The following is a 25,422-nucleotide window of genomic DNA, read 5'->3' as shown; positions in this document are numbered from 1 at the left end:
GGCGTGGCGACGGTAACGTCGCCAGTGTCCGCAGAATGGTTCTATCGTGGTACGTCCAATGATTGGGCAGCAGCACAAATGTCTTCAAAAGGGGGCAACAAATATGAGATTTGCCAAGTGTTTAGCAGTGGTGATCAATCAGGAGGACCAAGGTTTAAGGTCGACCGAGATGGCAATTGGACAGAGAGTTATCCTTCGAGTGACTATACTGTTAGCAACGACCAAACATTAGTTATACAGTTTGATGCCAACAGCAAGCAAGTATCGGTCGAAGCGGCTTCCAGTTGTGAATCAGCATCAGATTCGCGTTTTAGCCAGCTTTATTTTAGAGGTACGGCGAACAACTGGGCTTCAACGCCAATGACACGAGTATCAGAAAGCTTGTGGCGTGTTTCTGTTAACTTTGATGGGCAGTCTAACCAAAGGTTCAAATTCGATGTACTCGGGGACTGGACTCAAAACTATGGTGATAATGATAACGACGGAGTTCTAGACTTCTCAGGTGATGACATTATTACCAGCATTATTGGTACCTATGATGTTGAGGTTGATGATCAAACACTCGCTTATACTTTGATTCAAACAGGGGACGAAAATCAAGCTCCTGTGGCTCAGATTGACTCTTCCGCTAGCTCGTCAGTCGACGTTGGTACGACGGTAACCTTCTCCGCGGCTAACTCTTATGATCCTGATGGCTCAATTGCGTCTTTCCTGTGGAATACAGGGGAAACGACAGAATCGATCGATGTGACTTTTAATCAAGCGGGACAACAAGAAGTATCCGTTACGGTGGAAGATAACCAAGGACTATCTGCACGAGCGAGCTTGATGATATCAGTCGGAGCAACGAGTACCGACTCATGGTACTTCCGTGGAACCCCAAACAATTGGGCAGCACTTAAAATGACATCTTCTGGTGCGGATTTGTATTGCACAGAGCAAAGCTTTGGCGGAGCGGATCCTAGGTTCAAAGTTGATCACTACGGCGATTGGACCGAAAGCTATCCAGCAGAAGATTACCGTATTGCAAACGCGGGAGACTATGAGATTTGCTTTAATGCAGTCGACAAGAGTTTAGTTGTCACTCAGCAGGGTGGCGCGGATACAACCCCGCCTTCTGTGGTTGCATCTCCAAGTGCGGGCAGCTATGCCGATAGTCAGTCAATAACGCTCAGCGTCAATGACAATCAAGATAGCGCCCCTAAGCTATATTTCACGACAGATGGCTCAGAACCAACTGAGCAAAGCAGCCAATATAACAACCAAGTGTTTACAGCCAATGATATTACTTCTGGCGTTGACTTGGAGATCCGCACCTTGGCTGTTGATGCGTCGGGTAATCGGGAGCTTCAGTCTTTTCAATATCGTATAGGTGATACAAGTATTGGAGGGGGAGATTTTAGAAGCGAAACGATTTACTTCTTGATGACGGCACGATTCTACGATGGTGATAGCAGTAACAATTACTACAATCGAGACCGTTACAAAGAAGGTGATCCGCAATGGCGTGGTGACTTCAAAGGTTTGATTCAGCAATTGGATTACATTAAAGACCTCGGTTTCACTGCGATTTGGGTGACGCCACCCGTTGAGAACCGCTCTGGTCTCGACTATCACGGTTATCATGCTTATGACTTCTACACGGTTGATCCTAGGCTAGAATCGGAAGGCGGGAGTTATCAAGACTTCATTAATGCGGCCCATGCTAAAGGACTTAAGGTCATTCAAGATGTGGTAATTAACCATTCAAGCCAATACGGCTTGCGTGGTCATGTTTGGATAGATCATATGCCAATCAAGTACTACGTTCCGCAAGGTTCAACTCAAGGTCTGATTGATAATGGTCCTTATCAAGGAAACTTGGGTGACTACTCAACGGTCAATCGATGTGATGATGATAACCCAGTGGCACCACCGTGGTATCGCGAGGCATGTAATTCGGACCCCGAGGGGATACAGCCCATCGTCGACCCGAAAACAGGTGTCACGCTGCCGCTTGCTGGTTACGACCCCAATCGCTTCTTCGGCATTGATGCTCAAGGGCTAGACCCAGATTGGTATCATCTGGATGGGTTTATGTCAGGTGGTGACTGGGAAAATCCGGAAGCGCTTCAACGCAAGCATATGGCGGGCGATACAATAGATTTAGCCACTGGCAACCAAAACGTTAAAGACTACATCAATACTGCGATACGTCAGTATCTCGATATGGGTGTTGATGCCATCCGTTTGGATACGGTTAAACATGTCGAACGCGATGAGCTTTTAGAGTATGTGAATAACTGGAAAGCCCACAAACCGGATTTGTTTGTGTTTGGTGAGAACTTGGTGAAGGGCACCGGTTGGGGCTCTGAGATTGCCAACGATAATGCGTCGGCTGTCATCCGTCCTTGGTGGTATACCCGAACAACTCAAGATCCATCGAACCCAAATGGTGGTGGCGACTCTGGTTTCTCGGTACTTGATTTCTCATTATTTTCCACGTTCCGTGACAATGTCACACGAGGTCACTTTGGTGGTGTAGGGGGCATATTCTCGATGGATTGGGTATATGGCGATGCAACTAAACTCGTCACCTTCTTCCAGAATCATGATGTGGGTCCTGACAATGATTTCAAATATCGATTCGGTGGTGAGGAAGCGAATGCTGCGACGGTGTACAACTTACTGTGGACCGCGCGCGGTATACCTACGTTGTACTATGGTGAAGAAATCATGTTCCAAGCGGGTCTTCCACAAGACATTGCGAGTGCAAATGACACCATTGATCAGACCGGTCGTGCTTATTATGGCGAGCACTTAGAAAACGCTGGAGCAACCCAGTCACATCCGCTCTATCAGCATATTAAACGTCTTAATATGATTCGCTCTGCCGTGCCAGCGCTACAAAAGGCTCCTATGAGTGAAGTAAACGAATGGGGTGCCGGTATGAGTTTTGTTCGTGATTTGAGCTCAGAAGGTAGCTATGCAGTAGTTGGATTAGCGGCTGGTGGTAATCAGCAGATCAGCGTTAGTAACGTACAGAACGGCACCTATACCGATGCGGTATCGGGTGAAACTAAACAGGTGAGTGGTGGCAGCTTTACATTTAATGTTCCTGCACATTCTGTACGAGTCTGGGTACTAAATGGCGGCGGACAGATCGGTAGTAGCGGTAAATACCTGAAATAATTCACGTGATTAGTAATAGAAACGCCCCTCGATAGGGGCGTTTTCGTACTAAAGCTGTCCCAACTAATTTGCGGAAGCACGCTGTAAGTGCTCGACGAGTACTTTGACAAACCTCGCGGCCTCACCACCAGTACACGCTCTATGGTCAAAGGTAATCGACAAGGGGAGCGCTTTAACACCAACTGCTTGCCCCTCGCGTAATATGACTTTTTCAATAATTCGACCCGCACCGACTATTGCTACTTGAGGCGGTGTGACAACCGGTGTGGCAAAGATCCCCGCGATTGCACCGAAATTTGAAAGTGTAATGGTTGCGTGTTGCAACTGATCTCGACCTATCCGCCGTGCACGAATACCTTCGACGGTTTGGTTGAGCCATTTTCGGATCCCTTGCTGATCATATTCATCTGCATCTCTGAGCACTGGTACATACAGTCCATGACTGCTGTCGACCGCGATGCCGATGTTCACTTTTGAATGTACACAGCGGGTCATTGTCTCTGCATCAAACCAAGCGTTTAATGCAGGCTCTTCTTGGCAAGCATGAACGACGGCTTTAATCAGTCGTCCAGATATGTCTTCTGTGTCCACCCAACTATCTAGCATAGCTTCTTCAGTAATGGTCACAGAGGCTACAGAGTGGTGTGATTCCGACATAGTGCCGACCATGGTTCTTCTTGCACCCTTGAGTACTTCGGTGCCCGGCGCTTGCTTACCGATTTGCTCGTAGACATCGCTGTCTATGATGACGCCATCTTGCCCACTACCTTTAATTTGAAGTAGATCGATACCCAGTTTCTTCGCGAGAAGACGAGCAGATGGCATGGCAGTAATAGATTTTTCGTTGGAGGTGTGATGGGCTGGTCCCACCCAGAAATCGTCCACTTCGATGTGGTGGGTGTGGTTGGATACATTACCAACCACGGTCGCTGCGTCACTTGCTGTGGATTGAGATGTTGAGCCGTTGGTTTCCGTTACGGCTTCTTCAATTTCGATCAGTAGACTTCCGATACTAATGACATCACCTTCCGCACCGTAGCGCTTCACGATTTTGCCGCTGTAAGGGGCAGGGACTTCAACCACGGCTTTCGCAGTTTCCACTGTCAATATCACTTGGTCTAGCTCGACATCATCTCCAACGTCAACATGCCACTCTACAATTTCTGACTCAGCAAGACCTTCCCCTAAGTCTGGCAATAAAAATGATTTCATTTCCAGCCCTCCACAAGTTCTTTAGCCGCTTGAACGATGTCTTCTTCTTGAATCAAAAAGTAATCCTCGTTTTTGTAGTACGGCATCACGGTATCAAGACCAGCCACACGCTTCGGAGGCGCTTTGAGCATGCACATTGCTTGCTCTGATGTGCGGCTTATAATCTCAGCACCGACACCACAACTTCTGCTTGCTTCATGCACCACGAGCAAACGACCTGTTTTCTCAAGCGACTTGAATATCGTCTCCATATCGATAGGTTTGATGCTGGCAAGATCAATCACTTCGACTTCGATACCAGAACGAGACAAAGTATCAGCAGCTTGAAGCGACTCGACGACGCATGCTCCCCAAGTGACTAAGGTAAGATCTCGACCTTTTCGCAACGTATAGCAAGTATCAAGTGGAAGAGCTTCGCCGTTATCTACAACATTTGATTTAACAGTGCGATAAATACGCTTTGGCTCAAAGAACATTACCGGGTCGTTACAGCGAATGGCTGACAACAATAGTCCATAAGCTCGTTGCGGCGAGGAGGGAATAACTACTCTTAAACCAGGAATGTGTGCGAACAAAGCCTCGACACTCTCAGAGTGATGTTCTGGGGCATGGATACCACCACCAAACGGAGCACGAAACACTATTGGGCAGGACAAGCGTCCTCGAGTTCGATTTCTCATCCGTGCAGCGTGGCAGATGATGTGTTCCATGGCGGGAAATACAAATCCTTGAAACTGGAACTCAGCGATTGGTCGCAACCCCTGAGTGGCCATACCAACGGCGACACCGCCTATTAGCGCTTCTGCTAAGGGCGTGTCAATCACTCGCTTAAGACCGAAGCGCTCTTTTAGTCCGACTGTTGCTCGAAACACACCGCCATTATCACCGACATCTTCCCCTAACAGGACTACACGTCTGTCCCTTGCCATTTCATGATGCAACGCTAGGTTTACGGCGTCGACTAGGGTGGACTCCACCGATGCTATCGGGCTTGCGAGAGGTTCAATATGTAGTTGATCAGCCATGTTGTCCTCCTTGCATTCGCATCGATTTATTGATGAGTTCATCTCGTTGAGGTCTGAGTTCCTTTATCGGTTGCTCGTAAAGGTAATCAAACGCGGTTTCCGGAGCTTGTGGTGGAGTATTCAAATAGCGTGCGACAGCTTCCTCAACGAGCTTTTTACTTTCCGCAGCGAGTTCTATCTCATTGGGTTCTTCCCACCATCCTTGAGCTTCTAAAAAGGTTTTTAATCGCGCAATCGGCTCGTATTCCCAGGCCGTATCCAGCTCGTCGTCACTGCGATATCGAGTAGCATCGTCGGCAGTAGTGTGGTCGCTGAGTCGATAGCTTATTGCCTCGATGAGCGTCGCTCCTTTGCCTTTGCGAGCGTTGGCAATCGACGTTGTAATGGCATCCATCATGGCAACGACGTCGTTGCCGTCGACCTTGAGACCTGGAATGCCCGCGCCCTGTGCTTTATCTGCAAGAAAATCGGCACCGCATTGAAGTGCGCGAGGCACAGAGATAGCCCACTGGTTGTTGTTAACGACAAACACAAGAGGAATGTTCCACGCGCCAGCGCAGTTTATCGATTCTAAAAAATCACCTTTGGATGTTGCGCCATCTCCACACGTCACAAGAGCTACATCGTGGTTTCCCTTTATTTTAAGCGCTGCTGCAACGCCGACGGCATGAGTGCATTGGGTGGCAATGGGCACGCAAAATGGCAAGTCAGTACATGGATTGTCGCTGTTGGTAAATTCAAAATCGCTTCCGCATTCGTCGCCACCCCAGTATTGAAGGTTTTTTTCCATCGGGATGCCACGCACCCACATGGCTGGCATATCACGATAGTAGGGGATAAAGACGTCTCGATGGGATAGGGCATGACCGATGGCAATCCCTATTGCTTCAGCGCCGAGGTGCGAAGGATAGGTACCGAGTTTACCTGTCCGTTGCAGTGCGACAGCTTTAGCATCGTAGGTTCGTGCGACTACCATGTCGCGGTACAGCTTGATTAGGGTCGCTTTGTCAGCCCAATCGGGTAGTGAGTTGACTAAGTTTCCTTGGTAGTCGATAAAACGATGCATGGGTAATGCTTGTACGTTCATCTCGAACTCCTTTTCACATACTCTGGGTAAGAGTGATGTCAATAAGGTTGAAATCAGATACGTGTTTATACGCAGTGTCTCAAACACTTGGATACTATAAGTGTAAACAAATTGTTAATTTTTGCTTCAATTGGTACTTTGTTTGGCAGTAAATATAACCTTACAGTGACTTATGTGAGAAAGAAAAAACTATCAATTATCGCCCTGTTAGTGATTTAGACTGCTTTTTGAAGCTCGGATTGTTTCGAGTTGAAATATGATTCTGGCGAGTTAGTGTTCAAAATATTATTAAAACGGGAGAGTTAAGCCCAAGATTTTGGGCTTTTTTTAATTAAATTTGTTACCTTGTCACCTCTTCGCAAAGCTCTAGTGGCAAACCATCTGGATCTTGGAAGAAGGTATAGCGCTTACCCGTGTACTCGTCGACGCGAATCGGTTCTACTGAGACTCCTTGCTCTATAAGTTGCGATACTGCGCTATCAATATCGTCTACGCTAAAAGCGAGATGTCTCAATCCTTGTGCCTCGGGAAAGCTGGGACGAGGCGGCGCTTCGGGAAAAGAGAACAGCTCTATTTGTGTGCCATCTGGTAGTTCTAAATCCAACTTGTAGGAATCGCGATGCTCTCGATAGTTTTCTGCCAGTACTTTCAAACTGAGTATTTGCGTATAGAAGCGCTTTGATAATTGGTAATCAGAACAGATAACGGCGATATGATGTGTTCCTGTTAGCATGTCACAAGTCCTTTTTATTTGATGAGTTTTGATGGCAGTTCGCGCGCCACGTAGTCGATGAACACTCTCAAACGAGCCGGCATATATTTGGTTTGCGCGTATTGAAGTGCAATAGCCCCGTGGTAATTACTTTTAATCGTCCAATCTGGTAGTACAGGAATAACACTGCCGTCATCAAGTGACTCTTTTATCACGAAGTCGTGGAAGATACCGATACCTAAGCCTTGTTTTACACCGCTAAGTCGCATTTGTGAGTGGTTGATGGCATACCGACCGGCAACGGTCACCGTGTGGAAATCATCGTCTTTGAGAAAATCCCAAATGTTGTCTCTGTCGACTTCTGCCAGATATAAGCAATCGTGATGCTCCAAATCACCGGGTGAAGTAGGGAGCCCATTTTTTCGGATGTATTCTGGGCTCGCGCACAGTACGAGATTTGTTGGTCCTAGCTCTTTCATGACTAAGTTTTCATCAGGTGTGTCGGTTAGCTTGAACGCGACGTCTATCCCAAGGTTTAAGAGATCGTAATCACCATCAATGGCACGTACTTTTAGCTGAATCTCAGGGTACTGCTGCAGAAATGGCGCAATGAAAGGTTGCAGTACTGAGTTAAGGAAAGCTTCTGGCGCTGCCACGGTGATAGAGCCGCTGGGTTCGGCGTGATCCGACTGTGACACTTCAACCGCTTGTTGAGCGGCGTTAACCATTAGAACACTCTGATCGTAAACCTTTTGACCTGCTTGAGTGATTATCAGCTTTCGAGTTGTTCGTTCGAACAGCTTTACAGACAGGGCGCTTTCTAGCCGAGTAATGGTTTTAGACAGAGCTGAGGGTGTCACGCCTAACTTCTTTGCAGCAGCGGTAAAACTGCCTTCGTTAACGACCAATATATAAGACGCCAAGTCGGGTAGGAGCGCGATAAGCTTCTGGCTGAACATGATTCGTGCCTCAGATTCACTAATGGTTTTCCATGTTAAGGGATAATCGTTTGCAGCACAATGAACTAAAATGATTGCATTCGTTAGATACACCAAATCAATAGAATTTGGCTATCTCATCCCCTACATAACCTATTGAGAAATAGGATAGAAAAAGGAATCCACTATGTCTGCTTCGTTTTATAAGCAAATCCAAGATCAGATTGAAGAAGTAAAAGCGGAAGGTTTGTACAAATCTGAGCGTGTTATTACTTCTCAACAACAAGCGGCTGTTGAAATCTCAACGGGTGAAGAAGTACTCAACTTCTGTGCAAACAACTATCTTGGTCTAGCTAACCACCCAGCGCTTATTGAAGCGGGTAAAGCGGGTATGGATAAAAATGGCTTCGGTATGGCGTCTGTACGCTTTATCTGTGGTACTCAAGACATTCACAAAGAGCTTGAGCAGAAGCTTTCTACATTCTTAGGTAAAGAAGACACGATTCTTTACACCTCTTGTTTCGATGCAAACACAGGTTTGTTCGAGACTATCCTAGGCAAAGAAGATGCAATCATCTCTGACGCACTAAACCACGCATCTATTATCGATGGCGTTCGTCTATGTAAAGCGATGCGTTACCGTTACGCGAACAACGATATGGCTGAACTAGAACAGCAACTTATCGCCGCGACTGAAGCAGGTGCTCGCCACAAGCTGATCGTGACTGACGGTGTTTTCTCAATGGACGGCGTTGTAGCAAACCTACCAGCTATCTGTGACCTTGCTGACAAGTACGGCGCACTGGTTATGGTTGATGATTCTCACGCTGTTGGCTTTATGGGTAAAAACGGCGCAGGTACTCACGAGTTCCACGATGTGGTTGACCGTATCGATATCATTACAGGTACGCTAGGTAAAGCAATGGGTGGCGCGTCAGGCGGCTATACTTCTGGTAAGAAAGAAGTGATTGATTGGTTGCGTCAGCGTTCTCGTCCATACCTATTCTCTAACTCTGTGGCACCGGCAATTGTTAACGCATCTATCCGCGTTCTAGACCTGCTACAAGAAAGCGGTGACTTACGTGACCGTCTATGGGAAAACGCAGCACACTTCCGTACTCGTATGGAAGGCGCAGGCTTCACTATGGGTGGTGCAGACCACGCGATCATCCCAATCATGCTAGGTGATGCGAAAGTAGCGGCTGAGTTCGCTGAGCGTGCACTAGAGAAAGGCATCTACGTAATCGGTTTCTCTTTCCCAGTTGTACCTAAGGGTCAAGCACGTATCCGTACTCAGATGTCAGCAGCACACTCTCGTGAGCAACTAGACCGCGCTATCGATGCATTCATCGAAGTGGGTAAAGACATGGGTCTTATCAAGTAATCGCTCTCTCATTGATTTTTGGCCCTGAGCTTATAGCTCGGGGCACAGTTTGGTAAATATTATGAAAATCAAAGCACTTTCAAAGCTTAAGCCAGAACAAGGCATCTGGATGACCGAAGTAGACAAGCCAGAGCTTGGTCACAACGACATCCTTATCCGCATCAAAAAGACCGCAATCTGTGGTACTGATGTTCACATCTACAACTGGGATGAGTGGTCACAAAACACAATTCCTGTTCCTATGGTTGTTGGTCACGAGTATGTGGGTGAAGTCGTCGGTATCGGTCAAGAAGTTCGCGGCTTCGAAATTGGCGATCGTGTATCTGGTGAAGGTCACATCACTTGTGGTCACTGCCGTAACTGTCGTGGCGGTCGTACTCACCTATGTCGCAACACTGTAGGTGTGGGTGTTAACCGCACTGGTGCTTTCTCCGAGTACCTTGTTATCCCAGCATTCAACGCGTTTAAGATCCCAGAAGGTATTTCTGATGACCTAGCGTCTATCTTTGACCCGTTTGGTAACGCAGTGCACACAGCGCTTTCTTTCGACCTAGTAGGCGAAGATGTACTTATCACAGGTGCAGGTCCAATCGGCATCATGGCAGCAGCGGTTGCAAAACACGTTGGTGCTCGTCACGTGGTGATCACTGACGTAAACGAATACCGTCTAGACCTTGCTAAGAAGATGGGCGTAACGCGTGCAGTTAACGTCGCTAAAGAAAACCTAAAAGACGTAATGGCTGAACTGGGCATGACAGAAGGTTTCGATGTTGGTCTAGAAATGTCGGGCGTACAAGCGGCATTCAGCTCAATGCTAGAAACCATGAACCACGGTGGTCGTATTGCGCTTCTGGGTATTCCACCATCAGACATGGGCATCGACTGGAACCAAGTAATCTTCAAAGGTCTTGTGATCAAAGGTATCTACGGTCGCGAGATGTTCGAAACTTGGTACAAGATGGCAAGCTTGATCCAATCAGGTCTAGATCTAACACCAATTATCACTCACCACTACAAAGTTGATGACTTCCAAGAAGGCTTTGATGTAATGCGCAGTGGTCAGTCTGGTAAGGTTATTCTCGATTGGGAGTAAGATAGCCTTTCATAAAGTGTCGCCTGCAATTGGGCGACACTCGGTATTATTGACAGAGTTACTCCACTCTCATAGTAAAACCTCTTCTCTAGAAGTGGCTTTATTTTGCTTTCAGCATCCCCTTTATCTCTTCTAGTTCCTTGTGAATTTCTTCCACCTGCTGGTGAGTCGCAAGTATTTGTCTTGCCTTATGGTCTGCAGTAAGTAAAGGTATTTCGGATTCCTTGTCTTGCTCTGCAATGGCATGCTCAGCCGTCATTGTCTCAATCACGACACCTATCATCATGTTCAAAAAGACAAAGGCAGTGAGAAAAATGAAGGTAAGGTAGTAAATCCAACTAATGGGATAGACTTCCATTGTCTCATACATGACGTCAGTCCAATCTTCAAAAGTGGCAATGCGGAACAGGGTGAGCATGGAGATTGACACATCTCCCCAAAGTATATCGTTGATGTCTGAGAAGACTAAGCTACCTATGACTGCATAGATATAGAAGATAATAAACATGAGAACGGCGATGTAGCCCATCTTGGGAATCGCTTTGAGCAGTGCGTTAATGAGTAGCTTGAGTTGTGGGATTGCAGATACCAGTCGCAATACTCGAAATACTCTTAGTAAACGAGCGATTAAGATGCTTTGACCTGCTGCAGGAATCAAACTGCCGATGACGATGGCAGTATCAAATAGATTCCAACCACTTTTAAAGAAGTCGAGTTTGTTTCGATAAGAGAAGAACTTGATGACAATTTCAACTAAGAAAAACAACAAAATACATGCATCTAACCATTGAAGAGTTTCGACTAGAGCATCGGGTAGTTCAAACGTTTTCGCGCCTATTGTAAGTGCTGCCAGTATGATCACAATGACCGTTAACGATTGAAAGTACTTATTGTTGTTGATTGCGTTTAACTTGAGGTGCAAAGAGGAGATCATAGATGTCGCTCCTTCGTGTCTAAGTATCTATTGTTACTTAAATGTTAGGTTGACTTTTTTGATTTTCGCCAGTGGAGAATTGCGACATTTCATTAATCAAGTTGTTATCAAAAGTATATTACTCCCTAGTTCCCCTTGTTACTTCTCTGGCTACGATTAGCGGCGCATAATTACGCTAATCATGGATAGTTTCATGTGACTATTGCTTGCGGTTAGGACTTTGAGGGGGAGTCGAAATGAGAAGTTACTACTGGGCGCTGATTCCTCTATTGGTGTTATGTGCGCTTATATATGTACTACCCAATGAGAAAGTCAGGCAAAACTCAACGCAAATAGAAGTTGAAACGAAAGCACATCAACAGCTGAGTAATTCGACGTTCTATCAGGCTCCAGAGGAAGTGGTGAAAGAGAACCCTTCACAGACAATCAAACCAGTGGATAGTAATCAACAACTGACTCGAATCAGAGCGAAATTGAAAAAAATAAATGAAACTAAACTACGAACCAAACAGAAAGGATTCTCAGAAACTACCGCGGACCTAGAAGCGTACTATGATGACACATGTTGGCTGACCTTCTATTTGTCACTCGGTTATGACGAGGATGATATTGCCGCCATGATTGCTCTTCGTAGCCAGTCTATGTCTGACGAATATCAACGAAATGTGAGTGATCCAGACCCATCGATACCGCCACATTCAATACTTGTCGAGATGCTAGCGAGTAATGTTATTGCCTATCTTCGTGATGAAGCAGGGATGACGTTTCAAGAAGTCATAGACTTCTCAGTACAAGATATTCACCAAAGCTACTCAGTACCTAATGGGACCATTTTAAACTTTGCTCATTTATATTTGATTGATGAGCTGGAAAGACGGTTAGAAAACTTTTCAGCCGATGAGCAAGAAGTGCAATTTGACGAAAGCAGTTCAGCACTGACGAGGCAGTTTGTTGCTTATCTGGACTCTGACGATGAATATATACATCAGGCTAAAGATCCAGTAGTGTTTTCAGAAACTAACCTTGTTGAGCAAGAATATGACGTTGAGAGTGAAACCATCGAGTGAAGGGCCAATAACTGTTTCTTTCAGCGAGAGTGAAGGTGTAAAGTTTAGAAGGGGTAACGAGCCATTTTCTAATGCCCCTTTGTTAGATGACCCAGCTGTTATGCTCCTTTATTCAATAGGGTCTTGTATGGCTATTTCCGTCCAAAGACTGGCGAAGCGAAGAAAAGTCGATATCAACCCATTTCAAATTCGGGTGATAGGGCACAAGGGCCTAACTTTGCCGGCTCACTTTGCGAGTTATGAACTTGAGTTAAGTCGAGGAGTTCATTCGGATACAGAAACCGCTCAACAGTTGCTCAAAGATGCCAAGAAAATCTGTACTATTGGTAACAGCGTTTCAGGTACCTTTGAGCTCACAATAGAAAGCCAGTTGTTAAACAGCATTGATAGGTAGTCGGATCTGGAAGTGCGCTCCAATGGAGGCATCTTGCTCTACGATTCGAATATCGCCTTTCAACTTTTGAGTCACTAAGTTATAGACAATAGAAAGTCCCAATCCCGTTCCGCCTTGATTTCTATTGGTGGTATAAAAGGGGGTAAAAACCTGATGGGCTATTGCGTCATCGATTCCAACACCATTGTCTTGATAATCGATGATGACCTTGTCATCAACCTTGAATACCTTAATAAACACGAGATTATGTGACTCTTGGCTGCCTTTGAACCCATGCTGGCAACTGTTGTTGATAAAGTTGGTGAGTATTTGTTCAACTGCACCAGGAATGGTCTCGAGCTTGAGGGCTTCTTGCGACTGATAGCTTGATTACACTTTCTTGTATCATAAGCACCATCACCTGATATTGCTTTGATAGTGCGGCGTGTTTGCTGCAGAAGATTTGGCAGCACTTCTCCATCTGTCACACCAGATAAACTCAACGCTGCAGCGACGATTTCATGAGTGGAAGTATCGACGGCTAGGTGAAGCTTGCGCCACACTCTTCGCTTGCCATCGGTACCATGCTTCTTGACTTTCCATTCACCCTCGCCATAAACCTTGAGGCCCGTTGCATCAATGGCTAGGTGTTGTATTGTGCCGCGAGTAGAAGTTTTAAATGAGATCTCAACATCCTTCGCTCGGCGGCTGATGCAGGTATAATGGTGACATACCAATGGAACATCGGCCAACCTAAACACTGAGTCTATAAAGCCCTGAAGTGCTCTTAAGGGCATCGAGAATACGCGTTTCACCATAAGAGCCGTGGTGATAGCGAGATCACTAAATGTACGAGGCCTACCGCGCGTTCCTTGCTTTGGTTGCTTCCAGTCTCTTATCGCTTCCTCGTCGATCCAAAATGTGAGGGAGCCTCTGTTAATCAATGAACTGTTGTACTGGCGCCAGTCAAAGCACTCAGAGTTTTGCCTATCCCAAAGGTGACAAATCCGCGAGTCCGATTCACGATTATTACGCATTACTGGTGACGATATTGACCGTGGTTGGGGGAAGCGATAAGCCTCTTCTCAGTGACTTCGAGTCTTGGACCTGTATGTTACTTGAGCGCCTTCAAATTTTACGTCTTTCAACCCAACTAACCGATAGGGTAGAGACGCTTGTCAAAGCCATCACTAAAGACCTTCAGCTACCTAATTCTCATAGTGGCGCTTAATGTCTAAGAAGGCGACACCTTTATTTTCTTGTGATTGATTCACGATAGATAGAAGGTGGGGCAGTCAAAAATATCCTTTCCGTCGAATAACGTGTTCTGTCTTGCAAAATTGTTATCGTTTTGAGCGAAATGTAAACAATAATCTATGCTTATCATTGAGTTAGCTCTATCCCCAGAATGGAGTCGGTATCTGGGAACCTAGTGGGGCACGCACTCGCTGTATAAAAGGAATAAAATCAGGAGAAGTTGTCCATGAAAGCGACAAAAACAGCGTTAACGGTATCACTTATTATAACTGGGTTTATGGCAGCCGAAGTACATGCTGCGACCGAGTGGAATGTATCTTTGTGGGGGAAGCGCAGAGCTTTCACAGAGAATGTGGAAAAACTGGCGGAGCTAGTTGAGCAGAAAACCAATGGTGAATTTAAGCTTGTATTGTCTTACGGTGGTTTATCGAAAGCGCGAGAAAACTTAGATGGAATCTCATTTGGTGCCTTTGAAATGGCGCAATTCTGCTCTTTCTATCATACAGACAAGAACCCAACGATTACGGTAACGGAATTACCCTTCTCTCAAGATGTATCTTTGGCAAGAGTCGGTGAAATCTATACCGAAGTCTTTAATCACCCTGAAGTTAAAAAAGATCTCGCTAGATGGAACGCAACGTTACTGATGCCAACACCCTTACCGCAGTACAACATTGCAAGTAAGAGTGACAAGTTAGAAAGCTTGGATGACTTTAAAGGGCTGAGAGTTCGCGGTCCCGGTGGGATTATGAGTGTGCTAGAAAAGCTCGGTGCAGTCAAAACTACAGTACCTTTTTCTGAGGTTAGGCAGTCAATGGACTCCGGTGTCATCGATGCAGCATCGTTTGCCCCGCACGCCCACCTGGCGACAAATACATATAAGGTAGCAAACTGGGTGACGACCAACTTGAACCTAGGCTCAGCGAACTGCCCGGTAGTGGTTAACACAGAAGCGTTAGAAATGCTTAAACCTGAACATCGAGAAGCGTTATTGAGCTCGGTGCCAGAAGCACTGGATTACTATGTTTCGAATTACGAGCAAAACACGACGGCGAAGTTCGATAAAGCAATCGCAGATGAGGGCGTCACACAAGTCACTTTCACGGCAGATCAAACTGCAGAACTTAATGATTTAGCGGCTTCAGTGCGTGAAGATTGGGTGAACAAGTACAAAGGTCAGTTCGACTCTCAGGCTTTATTTGACTACACAGAAGCCTTATTCAAACAGCAGAATTAATGCTCATTTCAACACTCAAACTATTAAGCGCTAGTCGTGACTAGCGCTTGGTTTTTTTCAATACCAAAAGGATTTCGAGTATGTCTGCGTCAGTTTTAGAGGACAGCTCGGCGGTAAGTCGGGTCGACAAGGTATTCTTCAAGCTTGAATCATTATTAAATCTTGCCGCAGGGTGCGTGATCGTTGCACTTGTGGCATTGGCCACGACCAACATCCTAGGGCGCTGGCTGTTTTCAATGCCGATCAGCGGTTACATCGACTGGGTAGAACAGGCGATGGCGTTTATCGCCTTTTTAGGGATTGCGTACACGCAACGTATGGGCGGACACATTAGGATGGATATCTTGGTCGGACGTTTCAAAGGTCGATGGTTGTGGTTCACTGAGTTCTTATCAAGTGTATTGATGCTAGTCGTCACTTTGCTACTTATTTACGGCTCTTACCTTCACTTTTGGCGAGCCTATTCTATTGGTGACTCTTCTGTTGATATCAATTTGCCCACTTGGCCTGCAAAGCTAGTTGTGCCATTTGCATTATCGGTGTTAGCACTGCGATTGATGTTGCAAATCTGGGCGTATTTGCGAGCGATTAAGCGAGGTGATACTAAGCCAGTAGCCGTTCCCATGATCGAATCTGCTGCCGAAGTTGCAGCGAAAGAAGCTGAAACCGTGAGTGCCAGCGACGAGGGGGCTTCAAAATGATGTCTTTGTTTGAAGTTATGGGTGCCATGGACTCTATTGAAATCGGCTTGTGGGTTTCGGGTTTTATGTTGGTCATGGTGATCATCGGGGTACGCGTCGCTTTTGCTGCTGCGATTGCTGGTTTCTTAGGCTTAGTGTGGATCTTTTCGGCGAAACTGGGCTTTGAAAGGGGGCTCTTAGTTGCGATTAAAATGGCTGGCACCATTCCGCATTCTAAAGTGTCATCGCTTGCTTTATCGCTAATCCCGACCTTTATACTTATCGGATTTCTCGCTTACCATGCAGGATTGACACGTTCATTGTTTGAGGCCGCAAAACGTTGGGTTGGTTGGCTTCCAGGCGGTATGGGGGTGGCTACGGTGTTTTCAACCGCGGGGTTTGCCGCTGTATCAGGTGCATCTGTTGCAACATCAGCAGTTTTTGCCCGAATTGCCGTCCCTGAGATGCTCAAACTTGGCTACGATAAACGCTTTGCGGCAGGGGTTGTAGCTGCTGGTGGTACGTTGGCTTCGTTGATCCCGCCTTCTGCGATATTGGTTATCTACGCGATTATTGTTGAGCAGGATGTAGGCGCACTGCTAATGGCTGGCTTTCTACCAGGCGCTGTCTCTGCGCTGATTTATGGTGGGTTAGTTGTATTTCTTGCTCTAACACGTAAAAACTTTGGTCCACCTGTGAGAGGTTTTACGTGGAAAGAGCGATTTGAAACCCTTCCGGGAGCGATGCCTATATTCGCAGTAGTAGGCATAATCGTCGTATGTATTTATGGCGGCGTCGGGACTCCTACAGAAGCTGGCGCGTTAGGTGCATCATTGATTCTGGCCTTGGCTATTTTCCACGGTAGTCGTTGGAAAGAAATAAAAAGCTCTTTGATGGAAACGGCTAAATTGTCAGCCATGATCTTCGCAATAATTTGGGGTGTATTGATCTACGTGCGTTTCTTAGGGTTTGCAGATCTTCCCACAGCGTTTTCGGATTGGATTGTTAGCTTGGAACAAAGCCCAATGCTCACGCTTCTACTCATACTTTGTGCCTATGCCGTTTTAGGGATGTTCATGGATGCTATAGGCATGCTGTTGTTAACGCTACCGGTTGTTTATCCAGCGGTTATTGCTCTAAACGGTGGCGCAGATGTCGCGGCGGTAGATTCAGCATTTGGAGTGTCAGGAGTAGGGTGTGCAATTTGGTTTGGTATCATCGTTGTAAAGATGGCTGAACTCTGTCTAATTACTCCGCCAATTGGCTTGAACTGCTTTGTTGTTGCGGGCGTTAGACCTGAATGCTCGGTACAAGACGTATTTCGAGGTTGCTTACCGTTTTTTGTCGCTGACGTGATCACCATTGCCGTGTTATTAGTGATGCCAGGAATTGTTCTATGGTTGCCGAGCTTAATGGGGTATACCTAGTTCGATCTAGACTCGTGTGTTAGTCGCTAAACAATAGGAGTGCCTCGATTAAGTCGAGGCATTTGTTTTTCGTCTTGCGATAAATCAATTGTCTTTGTTTTCTCGCCAAATAATCGTGACTTCACGAACACCCCATTGTTTGGCGCTCTCTACATCATTACCCATATAGATATCAATCTTTTTAGTCCATCGCTTGTTCATTTTGTCTAGCACTCGATAAGTTCCTTTAAACCCTTCGATGGTGACTTCTTGATTATGGTCTAAGCCAAGCTCAATTAGATCTCTCGATACCGCAATTGACCTCATACCTGGCTTGAGCGTGTCTCCCCAAGCCCCAATGTTGGGCGTCGAATCTGTCTCACCGACGGCAGAGGTGTAGGCACTCGCCGTGACTCGGAGCTTTTTCTCAGTAGAAGCGAATGTCACTAAAGGAACAAGTAAAGTTAGGACTAGATAGCTAAGCGATTTCTTCATCTAAAACCGTGTACTTAAAATGGGAAGGTTGAAGTAAGTATAGCTTTGTATTGTGCTGTGCCTGTCAGGCAAGCGTTTGATGAGGGAGAGGAAAAGCACATAGCGGCTTCATGCGCTATGCACCTAATCAAGGGATTATCTTGTTTTGCACTCAGTGAAAACAACTTCGGATAACCCTTCCTCCGCTTGTTTTACGGTATCTGCACACATGGTTTTGGTGAACGATTTAGTATCGTTGAAGTTGTATCCAATTGATGAACGAGTATCGTAATTAGTGAAGAGGAAGTCACCGCTATCGTGGTTGTAGACGAACTGAGTCCACGTCGCATAAGTTTCACCATTCTCTGGGTCGATCAGATCTTGTGGGATCAGGTTACCCGCGTTGTATGTGCTTAGAAGCTTGCCGCGAGTTTGTGCCCAGCTGGCATCTTCTTGGAACGTGACGTGCTGAGTGTTAAATAGGCCACGTAAGTTGCGGTCTAGTGAGCTAATTGAGCTTGGGATGCCTTTCGCCGCTATATCGTCGAGATTTACTTTCTCAACGTATGCACGGTGATCTTGTTGCAGTGGCGAGTTCGCCATAACACGCAGGTCAGACTTGGTGTCACCACGGTAAACGACCATCTTGCCGCCTTTGTTTAGCTGAAGCAGTGCGATGTCTCCGGACTTATCTTGGATAGAAATATGCAGACCGTGCTGTGTGCCGTGTAAACCATCTTTCCAAGCGATTTGCCAGTCGTTGTTGTTGAATGCTTTAACGGCTTCTTCTGTCGTCGCGTAATTTTCTGTTATGTAACGAATTACATCGAGGAAGCTGACCGCTGGCGCGCCATTATCTTGGTAATCTGCAATAAACTCTGCTGAATCGTACATATAGAGCAGTGAAGCAGCGAGTCCTTCAGAATTGACGGCATCGGATGCGACTCCGCCGAAGACATCCCATTCCATCTGTGAAATAGCGTGAAACTTGGTGGTCCACGTCATCGCTTTTTTGTAGCTTGGCGCTTCTGAGCTGTTACTTATGCCAACAGGATTCACTTGGGCTACATTGCCTAACTGCTCTCCCCAATCTAATGAACGAACCGTAGAGACACCATGCGGCGTATCGAGAGTGAAGCGTGAACATGCATTAGCCGCGCCAGCAGTTAGTGCTAACGCAGCTGCAGTTAGAGATGCGATTGCCATTTTATTTAGTGTTAGTGCTTTCATAACAAACCTCAAAGTTGGTTGATATTGGTAACTTGAGTCTATTATTTCAATTTATTTAGCGATGAAAAGCTGCTAAGGCTAGGTAAATCCCCTATGATGTTTATTGAGTGTACAGCAGAGGAAGTGTGGTGTTATGCCAGCATCTTTAGATCAGTTAAGAGCATTTGTAGCAACCGTAGAGAATAAGGGGTTAGCTCAAGCCGCGAGAAGCCTTGGAAAGCATGTTTCCACAGTTCGGGAGCAAATCAACAATTTAGAAATAGACACGGGTATTACGCTATTTGATCGATACCCTCGCTCTCTAGAGGTTACGTCTCAAGGTGAACAGTTATATAAATCCGCGACAGCCATGTTGAGAGAAGCGTCGCTATTTGATGCCAATGTCGAGAGCATATTACAGGGTGTCCCAGAAAAGCTGACATTTGCTTTAGACAGTGGTTTAAAGGAACCCGCAGTTGATGCAATCATCGCAAGGTTTGTCGAAGCGTTTCCACATTTATCTCTGCAGGTACGCACCGGTGACACCCTACTGATAAAGGCATGGGTATTAGAAGGGGTCGTAGATATCGGACTTATATTTAACACGCTGCAACTGCACACCGAGCTGAGCTCTGAAAAAGCCTATGCGTTTGGGGTTAACTGCGTTGTACCTTGTTCATGGGACCTGCCGGAACAAGCTGATACCAGTTCTCTTTTAGATAAGTTGCAGCTAAGTCTCTCTTTTTTAGACGAAATAGGCGTTCGAAACGCTGATATTACAAGTCACCGCTTTATGTTGTGTAATGATGCCGTACAAATATTGAATCTAGTTAAGGCAGGTGCCGGTTGGGGCTACTTGCCAAACTTTGTTTGCCAAACGGCGATTCAAAACGAAGAGGTAAGGCTGTATCAACCTACACCAGATAGTATTTCAGATTGGAACACGAATCTGGTTTGGTCGAAACAAAACATTCTCAATCCAGCGATGAGGTGGCTTGTGAATGAAATACAAAAGTTACCTAAGTATCGCTAGTCGACTTCATGTACGGTGCCAGTATCAAGAGATAGTTCTTGAATAGCTGAGATAGTCACATCACAAGCTTTTTGTATCAGTGTACTCTCAGCGCCATTAAATCTGGTGAAGCATTGGTTTGTCGTATTCAAAATATGTAACGCTTTACCTCGCTTTGTATTGAATTCTCGTTTCATGATAGGTAACTCAGGCAGCTTCCCTTGCAGAGCAGCTCTTAATTTATGTCGGTTGAAAAGGTGTTTGTGGCTCTCAAGCGTTTGTGTTAGTTCTCGTAAGTGAGCAAGTGTCGTCTCTTTCATGTGAATCTCATTCAAACAAGCGAGTTATTGGCTAGGTGTAAACTGTCAGATGAATTTAGAGTTCGAGCTTGTGAATACTTCACAAGCTCGAATTTACTTATTACTTACACGCCCCCCAAACAATCTGACCACCATTACGTCCTTGTTGATAGATGTCCGCACAGGACTCTTGCTTCATTCCTGCAATATCATCGATATTAAATGAAAGCTGACCTGCATAACCTTCGTTGTAGTAAGTAATGCCGCCTGTCTCTAAGCTATACACAAAGGTCTCCCATGTCGCATAACTTTCATTGTTCGTAGGATCGATGACATCTTGAGGGACTTTATTACCAAAATCGAATACCGCTTTCATTTTTCCTCGCACATCGATCCAATCCGCATTAGCTTGTGGTGTCCAGTCGGTGTTACTTGTGACATAGATTCCACGAACATTACGATCGCGTGAGCTAATTGAACCTGGCAAGTTTTCGGCATTATTCATATCGAATGTAGCGGTATAGGCTCTATGATCTTGTTGAAGTGGGGAGTTTGCCATTACGCGGAGATCGGTTGTTACGTCGCCGCGGTGCACGACCATTTCACCCCCTTTGTTGAGCTGAAGAAGTGCAATGTCGCCGCTTTTATCTTGAATGGAAACATGGAAGCCACGCTGATGACCAGCAATGCCCGTTTTGTAGGCAATTTGAAACTCGCCTTGCTCAAAAGCTCTCACTGCTTCGTCAACAGTGGCATAGTTTTCAACAATGTACGGCACGATATCAGAAAGGTGTACTGCAGGAGTACCGTCATCTTTAATGTCTTTGATGAACTCTACACTGTCATGCATATACAACATTGACGCTGAAAGACCTTCGGTGTTGACTGCTTCGCCAGTCGTATTATGGAAGGTTTTTACCTCTTCGAATGAAACAGTGTTGTGCTTTACCGTCCATGATTTCGCATTTTTATACTCAGGAACTGGCTTGGTTTCACGCTGTGTGTCCGTAACTTGAACGTGGGCGATCGATTGCAGTTCGCTGCCACCCCAATCATAAGAGCGTGCTATCGAAATACCATGTAGGTCACCTGTATTTTGGATAATTCGCGAGCAAGCATGCGTGCTCGTAGAGATAGATGCAATTGAAGCAGTTGCCGCAATAGCGATGGCTAGCGTGTTCAGATTCTTTTTCATTTCACGGATTCCAAATAAAAGTCATAGGACGTTAAGGGATGGGGTTTTCAGTTCATAGTTAACTGATGAATTGATTATGGCGGGTCTATTGCTTATTCTGAACGGCCTCAAGAATGGGAAAACCCCGCTCTTAAGTCATGTATTGAACATGGTGACTGAAAGGTAATGCTAATGGCGATGACTCTAGAACAACTGAATGCTTTTGTAGAAACGGTTGAATGTGGCAGTTTTAAACAGGCTAGCGCTCGACTTGGAAAACACACATCCACAGTAAGTGGATTGATTGCCAACCTAGAAGCCGAATTGGGGATGGAGCTTTTTGTCCGTAAGCCTCGTTCACTAGAGATAACAGCTAAAGGCACAGAAATTTATCGATATGCACTCTCTGTGCTAAGAGAGTGCGATTTACTGAGCGTGAAAGCGAATAGCTTGTTAGAAGGTATGCCTTCGAGATTAGCGTTAGCCATAGACCATGACTTAATGGGAAGTGATGTCAGCGCGATCTGCGCAAAAGTCATAAAAAAGTTCCCAGCGATAGAGCTTAATGTCATTGCAGTAGATCCTATGCAAGTTAGGAGTCATGTTCTAAGTGAACAAGCTGATATTGGCTTTGGTATCTCATTATTCAGTGGCAATCATGAGTTAACGATTGCAGATGGCTACTCGTTTGATGTTGCTTGTGTTGCTTCCCCAAATCTCGACTGCAAGGATAAGGTGCTCACACTAGATGAAGTCAGAGGTATGTTGCAGATATCGGCAAGGTTTATGAAGCAAACAAGTCGCGAAGATACGCACAACCTGAGCACCAGGAATATTTACAGTAACAGTTCGAAAAACACTTTGCAGTTGTTGGGGCAGGTAGATGCATGGGCGATGGTACCTGAGTTTTTGTGCTCTCAACAGCTAGGCGATGGTCAGCTAGACAAAATGTATATATCGTCAACAGCATCAAAAAGACCGAATCAATGGTCAACGGAGATTAGTTGGCTTACCGCGAAGCCGGTCAATAGTGCGATGGATTACGTCATCGAAGAGTTAGCAAGATTGCCTAATCGATAGCTACCACTTTTGGCCGAAGAATCGGATGGCTGACTTTCAAAATTAATTTGAAACTCTATTAACGGCTAACTGGTTTTTTATTGTGAGTGGCTACTGTAGCCTTGGACAAAAGTAGGTAACAAAGGAATCTTCCTATGAGTATTGTTCAAAGTGCTAAATCTCGTTACTCAACCAAAGCATTTGATCCTGCGGGCCGCCTTTCCCTAGAGCAAATAGAGGCAATCAAAGAGCTATTGCGCTTCAGTCCATCGAGCGTGAACTCCCAACCTTGGCATTTTATGATCGCAGGTAGCACAGAAGGAAAAGCGCGTATCGCTAAAGCAATGCAAGGCGATTACATCTACAACTCGGACAAGGTGCTTAACTCGTCTCATGTGCTTGTATTCTGTACAAAAGTAGATATTGATGACCACTACTTACACCTTTTACTTGAAAATGAGGAAAGGGATGGTCGTATTGCCAATGACCAGGCGAAGCAAGGTCAGCACAAAGTGCGCAGCTATTATGTTGATATGCATCGTTCAGAGCTCAAAGATGTGCAACACTGGATGGAAAAACAGGTATACCTAAACCTAGGGACCGTGTTGCTCGGCGCGTCCACATTGGGTATCGATGCCGTTCCAATGGAAGGGTTTGATACTGAGATACTGGATAAAGAGTTTGGCTTGAAAGAAAAGGGCTACACCAGTTCTGTAGTGGTTCCTCTTGGTGTTCGAAGTGAAGAGGATTTCAATGCGAAGCTTCCTAAGTCGCGCCATGAGGCCGAATACTTATTTAGCGAGTTCTAGAGCAAGAACAGAAAATTATTGCCAGCCGAAAAGCTCGATTAGTTAACGAGAAATCGTTGCACTTTGTCTAGCTGAAGCTGGCATTTATGTTTAAGAAACGAACGGAACTCTTTGATGATAGGTCTCAACTGACGTTTGTCTGCACACACCATGTAGAGTGGGGCGGATTCTCCATGCCAGTCAGGAAGCACTTTCTCTAACGTTCCGTCTATTAGGTCCTGACTAGCGTCAATCAGTGACTTATTGGCGATGCCTTTGCTTTTGAGTGCCATCCTTCTGACTACGTCACCATCATTGGCAAGGAAGGAGCCCTTCACTGTTATCACTTGTTCTTCATCGCCTTTGGTCAAAGGCCATTTGTTGTGTATCGCATCCGCTAACATGAAACTGATGCAATTATGGCTGAGTATATCCCTAGGCACTGAAATAGGCGGGTTATCTTTGATATAGCGAGGGGTCGCGCATAACAAACGTAGATTCTCTGTGCATAGAGGCGTCGCAATCATGCCTGAGTCTGGAAGTTCTCCATAACGAATCGCGATATCGACGGGCTTGCTATACATATCGATGAGTTGATCTGAAAGTTCAAGCTTCACGGTTACGTTATTGTGTAGTTGAGTAAATTCATCGATCCAATCTAACAATAGATTTCTACCAAAATCCGACGGTGCGGTTATGTAGATATTACCGGTAAGCTCCCCTCGAGCATTGGCGATCTCTTCAACTCCCTGGTTCAACGTATCAAGAGCAAGTATCACTTTAGAGAGAAACCGTTCACCTTCGCCCGTTAAGCTTAAACTGCGTGTGGTTCTAACGAAAAGAGGAAAGCCGACTTGCTCTTCTAAGCGTTTGATTGACGCACTCACGGCCGCTGGGGTCATATTTAGTTGGTTAGCCACTTTTGAAAAATTGCCAAGTTTGGCTGTTTCGACAAATAGTGTGAGCTCGTTGAGTGCTTTCATTTGGTCATCAAGTCGTGTCAGGTCTTAGAACCAACTTAGCGCAACTAGTATGTAAGCGCATCATAAACCCCGCATTCTAATCACCTAGAACGAACAATAAGATCAAATCTCCAACCATAAGGAGATTTGAAATGGGAAAACGACGCACTAACCAAGAATGGCAAACGCTTATCGAGCAATCTGAATCGAGTTCGTTGTCAACACTCGCTTTTTGCAAACTCAAGGAGATCAACCCTTCGACGTTTTATGCCAAGCGCCAGCAGCTCAATAAAATTGAGGTTTCTCAAGGCTTCGTAAAAGCTGAAGTTGTCGAAAAGACAACCAAGTATCAAGCGACAGTGGTAACGGCTAACATGACTCTGCTCGTCAATGATGTTGAGCTGAGCATCCCACAAGGCACGCCAGCCGCTTACTTAGCAGAACTCATCGGAGCGCTATCATGAAACGCATGCTTAGCGCTCCAGAGATTTATTTATATCGTGAGAGTGTCGACTTTAGAAAGTCCATCAACGGCCTCGCCGCGATTATCGAAAGTGACACCGACTTACCTTTAGGAAGTGGCGCACTGTTCCTGTTCACCAATAAACAGCGCGACAAAATCAAGGTATTGTACTGGGATAAAACAGGCTTTGCTCTTTGGTACAAACGCCTCGAAAAAGCCAAGTACAAATGGCCATCAAAAGAGAAAAATGAGGTGTTTACCCTGACTCAATTTGAGCTTGATAGGCTGCTTTCAGGCTTCACGATTATCGGCCATAGACCCGTAAGAATAAACGATTTTACAATGACTTAAACGATAATAAAGCCTTATATACCAAGCGTTAGCGGCATGATTTCAGTATAATAAA

Annotated in this window: 25 protein-coding genes and 1 pseudogene; 13 read left to right on the top strand and 13 right to left on the bottom strand. The window is 45.6% G+C overall.

The genetic code is table 11. The annotated features are described in order from the left end of the window. Positions 1–78 precede the first annotated feature (78 nt). The gene (locus AC6I8U_RS16910; RefSeq protein WP_498019668.1) at positions 79–3,171 is read left to right on the top strand and encodes an alpha-amylase family glycosyl hydrolase; all 3,093 of its coding nucleotides are present in this window, start codon (positions 79–81) and stop codon (positions 3,169–3,171) included. 63 nt (positions 3,172–3,234) lie between these two features. Here the strand turns inward: AC6I8U_RS16910 and AC6I8U_RS16905 are convergent, their stop codons facing one another. From AC6I8U_RS16905 to AC6I8U_RS16885, 5 genes are all read right to left on the bottom strand, one after another. Next, positions 3,235–4,383, bottom strand: a complete 1,149-nt coding sequence (locus AC6I8U_RS16905; RefSeq protein WP_498018997.1) for a dihydrolipoamide acetyltransferase family protein — start codon at positions 4,381–4,383, stop codon at positions 3,235–3,237. After that, positions 4,380–5,408, bottom strand: a complete 1,029-nt coding sequence (locus AC6I8U_RS16900; protein WP_498018996.1) for an alpha-ketoacid dehydrogenase subunit beta — start codon at positions 5,406–5,408, stop codon at positions 4,380–4,382. Before AC6I8U_RS16900 ends, AC6I8U_RS16905 begins: the two co-directional genes overlap by 4 nt. After that, a complete protein-coding gene (gene pdhA, locus AC6I8U_RS16895; protein WP_498018995.1) occupies positions 5,401–6,495 on the bottom strand; it encodes a pyruvate dehydrogenase (acetyl-transferring) E1 component subunit alpha in 1,095 nt (364 codons plus the stop codon). Before pdhA ends, AC6I8U_RS16900 begins: the two co-directional genes overlap by 8 nt. Positions 6,496–6,835: 340 nt before the next feature. Continuing rightward, positions 6,836–7,228 carry an SMU1112c/YaeR family gloxylase I-like metalloprotein gene (gene gloA2 / locus AC6I8U_RS16890; RefSeq protein WP_498018994.1) on the bottom strand — a complete coding sequence of 131 codons (393 nt, stop codon included), beginning with the start codon at positions 7,226–7,228 and terminating at the stop codon, positions 6,836–6,838. Between the two features lie 14 nt (positions 7,229–7,242). Then, complete coding sequence (locus AC6I8U_RS16885; RefSeq protein ID WP_498018993.1) at positions 7,243–8,166, bottom strand: LysR family transcriptional regulator; 924 nt, start codon at positions 8,164–8,166, stop codon at positions 7,243–7,245. Positions 8,167–8,332: 166 nt separating this feature from the next. Here AC6I8U_RS16885 and AC6I8U_RS16880 point away from each other — a divergent pair, with 166 nt between their 5' ends. Both AC6I8U_RS16880 and tdh read left to right on the top strand, forming a co-directional pair. Beyond that, complete coding sequence (locus AC6I8U_RS16880) at positions 8,333–9,529, top strand: glycine C-acetyltransferase (RefSeq protein WP_234496672.1); 1,197 nt, start codon at positions 8,333–8,335, stop codon at positions 9,527–9,529. Positions 9,530–9,590: 61 nt separating this feature from the next. Next, positions 9,591–10,622: an L-threonine 3-dehydrogenase gene (gene tdh, locus AC6I8U_RS16875; protein WP_042470405.1), complete on the top strand. Its 1,032-nt coding sequence runs from the start codon at positions 9,591–9,593 to the stop codon at positions 10,620–10,622. Positions 10,623–10,722: 100 nt separating this feature from the next. Here the strand turns inward: tdh and AC6I8U_RS16870 are convergent, their stop codons facing one another. Next, positions 10,723–11,556, bottom strand: a complete 834-nt coding sequence (locus AC6I8U_RS16870; RefSeq protein ID WP_498018992.1) for an ion transporter — start codon at positions 11,554–11,556, stop codon at positions 10,723–10,725. Between the two features lie 236 nt (positions 11,557–11,792). Here AC6I8U_RS16870 and AC6I8U_RS16865 point away from each other — a divergent pair, with 236 nt between their 5' ends. Both AC6I8U_RS16865 and AC6I8U_RS16860 read left to right on the top strand, forming a co-directional pair. Next, complete coding sequence (locus AC6I8U_RS16865; RefSeq protein WP_498018991.1) at positions 11,793–12,623, top strand: hypothetical protein; 831 nt, start codon at positions 11,793–11,795, stop codon at positions 12,621–12,623. Positions 12,624–12,750: 127 nt separating this feature from the next. Next, positions 12,751–13,017, top strand: a complete 267-nt coding sequence (locus AC6I8U_RS16860; protein WP_498018990.1) for a hypothetical protein — start codon at positions 12,751–12,753, stop codon at positions 13,015–13,017. Here AC6I8U_RS16860 and AC6I8U_RS16855 read toward each other — a convergent pair. Beyond that, a complete protein-coding gene (locus AC6I8U_RS16855; protein ID WP_498019667.1) occupies positions 12,997–13,311 on the bottom strand; it encodes an ATP-binding protein in 315 nt (104 codons plus the stop codon). The genes AC6I8U_RS16860 and AC6I8U_RS16855 overlap by 21 nt on opposite strands. Before the next feature lie 53 nt (positions 13,312–13,364). Continuing rightward, positions 13,365–14,003 (bottom strand): annotated as a pseudogene (locus tag AC6I8U_RS16850) (IS5 family transposase); the annotation flags it as partial. A 476-nt stretch (positions 14,004–14,479) separates the two neighbouring features. On the opposite strand from AC6I8U_RS16850, the gene AC6I8U_RS16845 reads away from it, so the two are divergent. From AC6I8U_RS16845 to AC6I8U_RS16835, 3 genes are all read left to right on the top strand, one after another. Continuing rightward, the gene (locus AC6I8U_RS16845) at positions 14,480–15,490 is read left to right on the top strand and encodes a C4-dicarboxylate TRAP transporter substrate-binding protein (RefSeq protein ID WP_252014741.1); all 1,011 of its coding nucleotides are present in this window, start codon (positions 14,480–14,482) and stop codon (positions 15,488–15,490) included. 80 nt (positions 15,491–15,570) lie between these two features. Continuing rightward, positions 15,571–16,191 (top strand): TRAP transporter small permease subunit, encoded by a 621-nt coding sequence (locus tag AC6I8U_RS16840; protein ID WP_498018989.1) that lies wholly within the window; start codon positions 15,571–15,573, stop codon positions 16,189–16,191. 26 nt (positions 16,192–16,217) lie between these two features. After that, entirely contained in the window at positions 16,218–17,597 is a 1,380-nt protein-coding gene (locus AC6I8U_RS16835) for a TRAP transporter large permease (RefSeq protein ID WP_498019666.1), read from the top strand. Positions 17,598–17,681: 84 nt separating this feature from the next. Here AC6I8U_RS16835 and AC6I8U_RS16830 read toward each other — a convergent pair whose 3' ends face one another. Together AC6I8U_RS16830 and AC6I8U_RS16825 are read right to left on the bottom strand one after the other, a co-directional pair. After that, positions 17,682–18,071 carry a 3D domain-containing protein gene (locus AC6I8U_RS16830; protein WP_498018988.1) on the bottom strand — a complete coding sequence of 130 codons (390 nt, stop codon included), beginning with the start codon at positions 18,069–18,071 and terminating at the stop codon, positions 17,682–17,684. Positions 18,072–18,206: 135 nt separating this feature from the next. Further along, the gene (locus AC6I8U_RS16825; protein WP_498018987.1) at positions 18,207–19,280 is read right to left on the bottom strand and encodes a linear amide C-N hydrolase; all 1,074 of its coding nucleotides are present in this window, start codon (positions 19,278–19,280) and stop codon (positions 18,207–18,209) included. Between the two features lie 133 nt (positions 19,281–19,413). Between AC6I8U_RS16825 and AC6I8U_RS16820 the strand changes: the two genes are divergently transcribed. Beyond that, positions 19,414–20,292 (top strand): LysR family transcriptional regulator, encoded by an 879-nt coding sequence (locus AC6I8U_RS16820; protein WP_498018986.1) that lies wholly within the window; start codon positions 19,414–19,416, stop codon positions 20,290–20,292. Here the strand turns inward: AC6I8U_RS16820 and AC6I8U_RS16815 are convergent. Beyond that, on the bottom strand, positions 20,289–20,591 hold the full coding sequence (locus AC6I8U_RS16815) for a hypothetical protein (protein WP_498018985.1): 303 nt from the start codon (positions 20,589–20,591) through the stop codon (positions 20,289–20,291). The two genes, AC6I8U_RS16820 and AC6I8U_RS16815, sit on opposite strands and share 4 nt — an antisense overlap. Before the next feature lie 100 nt (positions 20,592–20,691). Beyond that, a complete protein-coding gene (locus tag AC6I8U_RS16810; RefSeq protein ID WP_498018984.1) occupies positions 20,692–21,765 on the bottom strand; it encodes a linear amide C-N hydrolase in 1,074 nt (357 codons plus the stop codon). A 171-nt stretch (positions 21,766–21,936) separates the two neighbouring features. Here AC6I8U_RS16810 and AC6I8U_RS16805 point away from each other — a divergent pair, with 171 nt between their 5' ends. Next, positions 21,937–22,824 carry a LysR family transcriptional regulator gene (locus AC6I8U_RS16805; protein ID WP_498018983.1) on the top strand — a complete coding sequence of 296 codons (888 nt, stop codon included), beginning with the start codon at positions 21,937–21,939 and terminating at the stop codon, positions 22,822–22,824. 134 nt (positions 22,825–22,958) lie between these two features. Next, the gene (gene nfsB, locus AC6I8U_RS16800; protein WP_498018982.1) at positions 22,959–23,612 is read left to right on the top strand and encodes an oxygen-insensitive NAD(P)H nitroreductase; all 654 of its coding nucleotides are present in this window, start codon (positions 22,959–22,961) and stop codon (positions 23,610–23,612) included. A 38-nt stretch (positions 23,613–23,650) separates the two neighbouring features. Here nfsB and AC6I8U_RS16795 read toward each other — a convergent pair whose 3' ends face one another. Further along, complete coding sequence (locus AC6I8U_RS16795) at positions 23,651–24,574, bottom strand: LysR family transcriptional regulator (RefSeq protein WP_498018981.1); 924 nt, start codon at positions 24,572–24,574, stop codon at positions 23,651–23,653. Positions 24,575–24,705: 131 nt separating this feature from the next. Between AC6I8U_RS16795 and tnpA the strand changes: the two genes are divergently transcribed. Together tnpA and tnpB are read left to right on the top strand one after the other, a co-directional pair. Then, complete coding sequence (gene tnpA / locus AC6I8U_RS16790) at positions 24,706–25,017, top strand: IS66 family insertion sequence element accessory protein TnpA (protein ID WP_498018552.1); 312 nt, start codon at positions 24,706–24,708, stop codon at positions 25,015–25,017. Continuing rightward, the gene (gene tnpB, locus AC6I8U_RS16785; protein WP_498018162.1) at positions 25,014–25,367 is read left to right on the top strand and encodes an IS66 family insertion sequence element accessory protein TnpB; all 354 of its coding nucleotides are present in this window, start codon (positions 25,014–25,016) and stop codon (positions 25,365–25,367) included. Before tnpA ends, tnpB begins: the two co-directional genes overlap by 4 nt. The last annotated feature ends 55 nt before the right edge of the window (positions 25,368–25,422 follow it).

This window comes from Vibrio sp. KUL80, from assembly GCF_059725495.1.
This window is presented reverse-complemented; position numbering and strand designations above follow the sequence as displayed.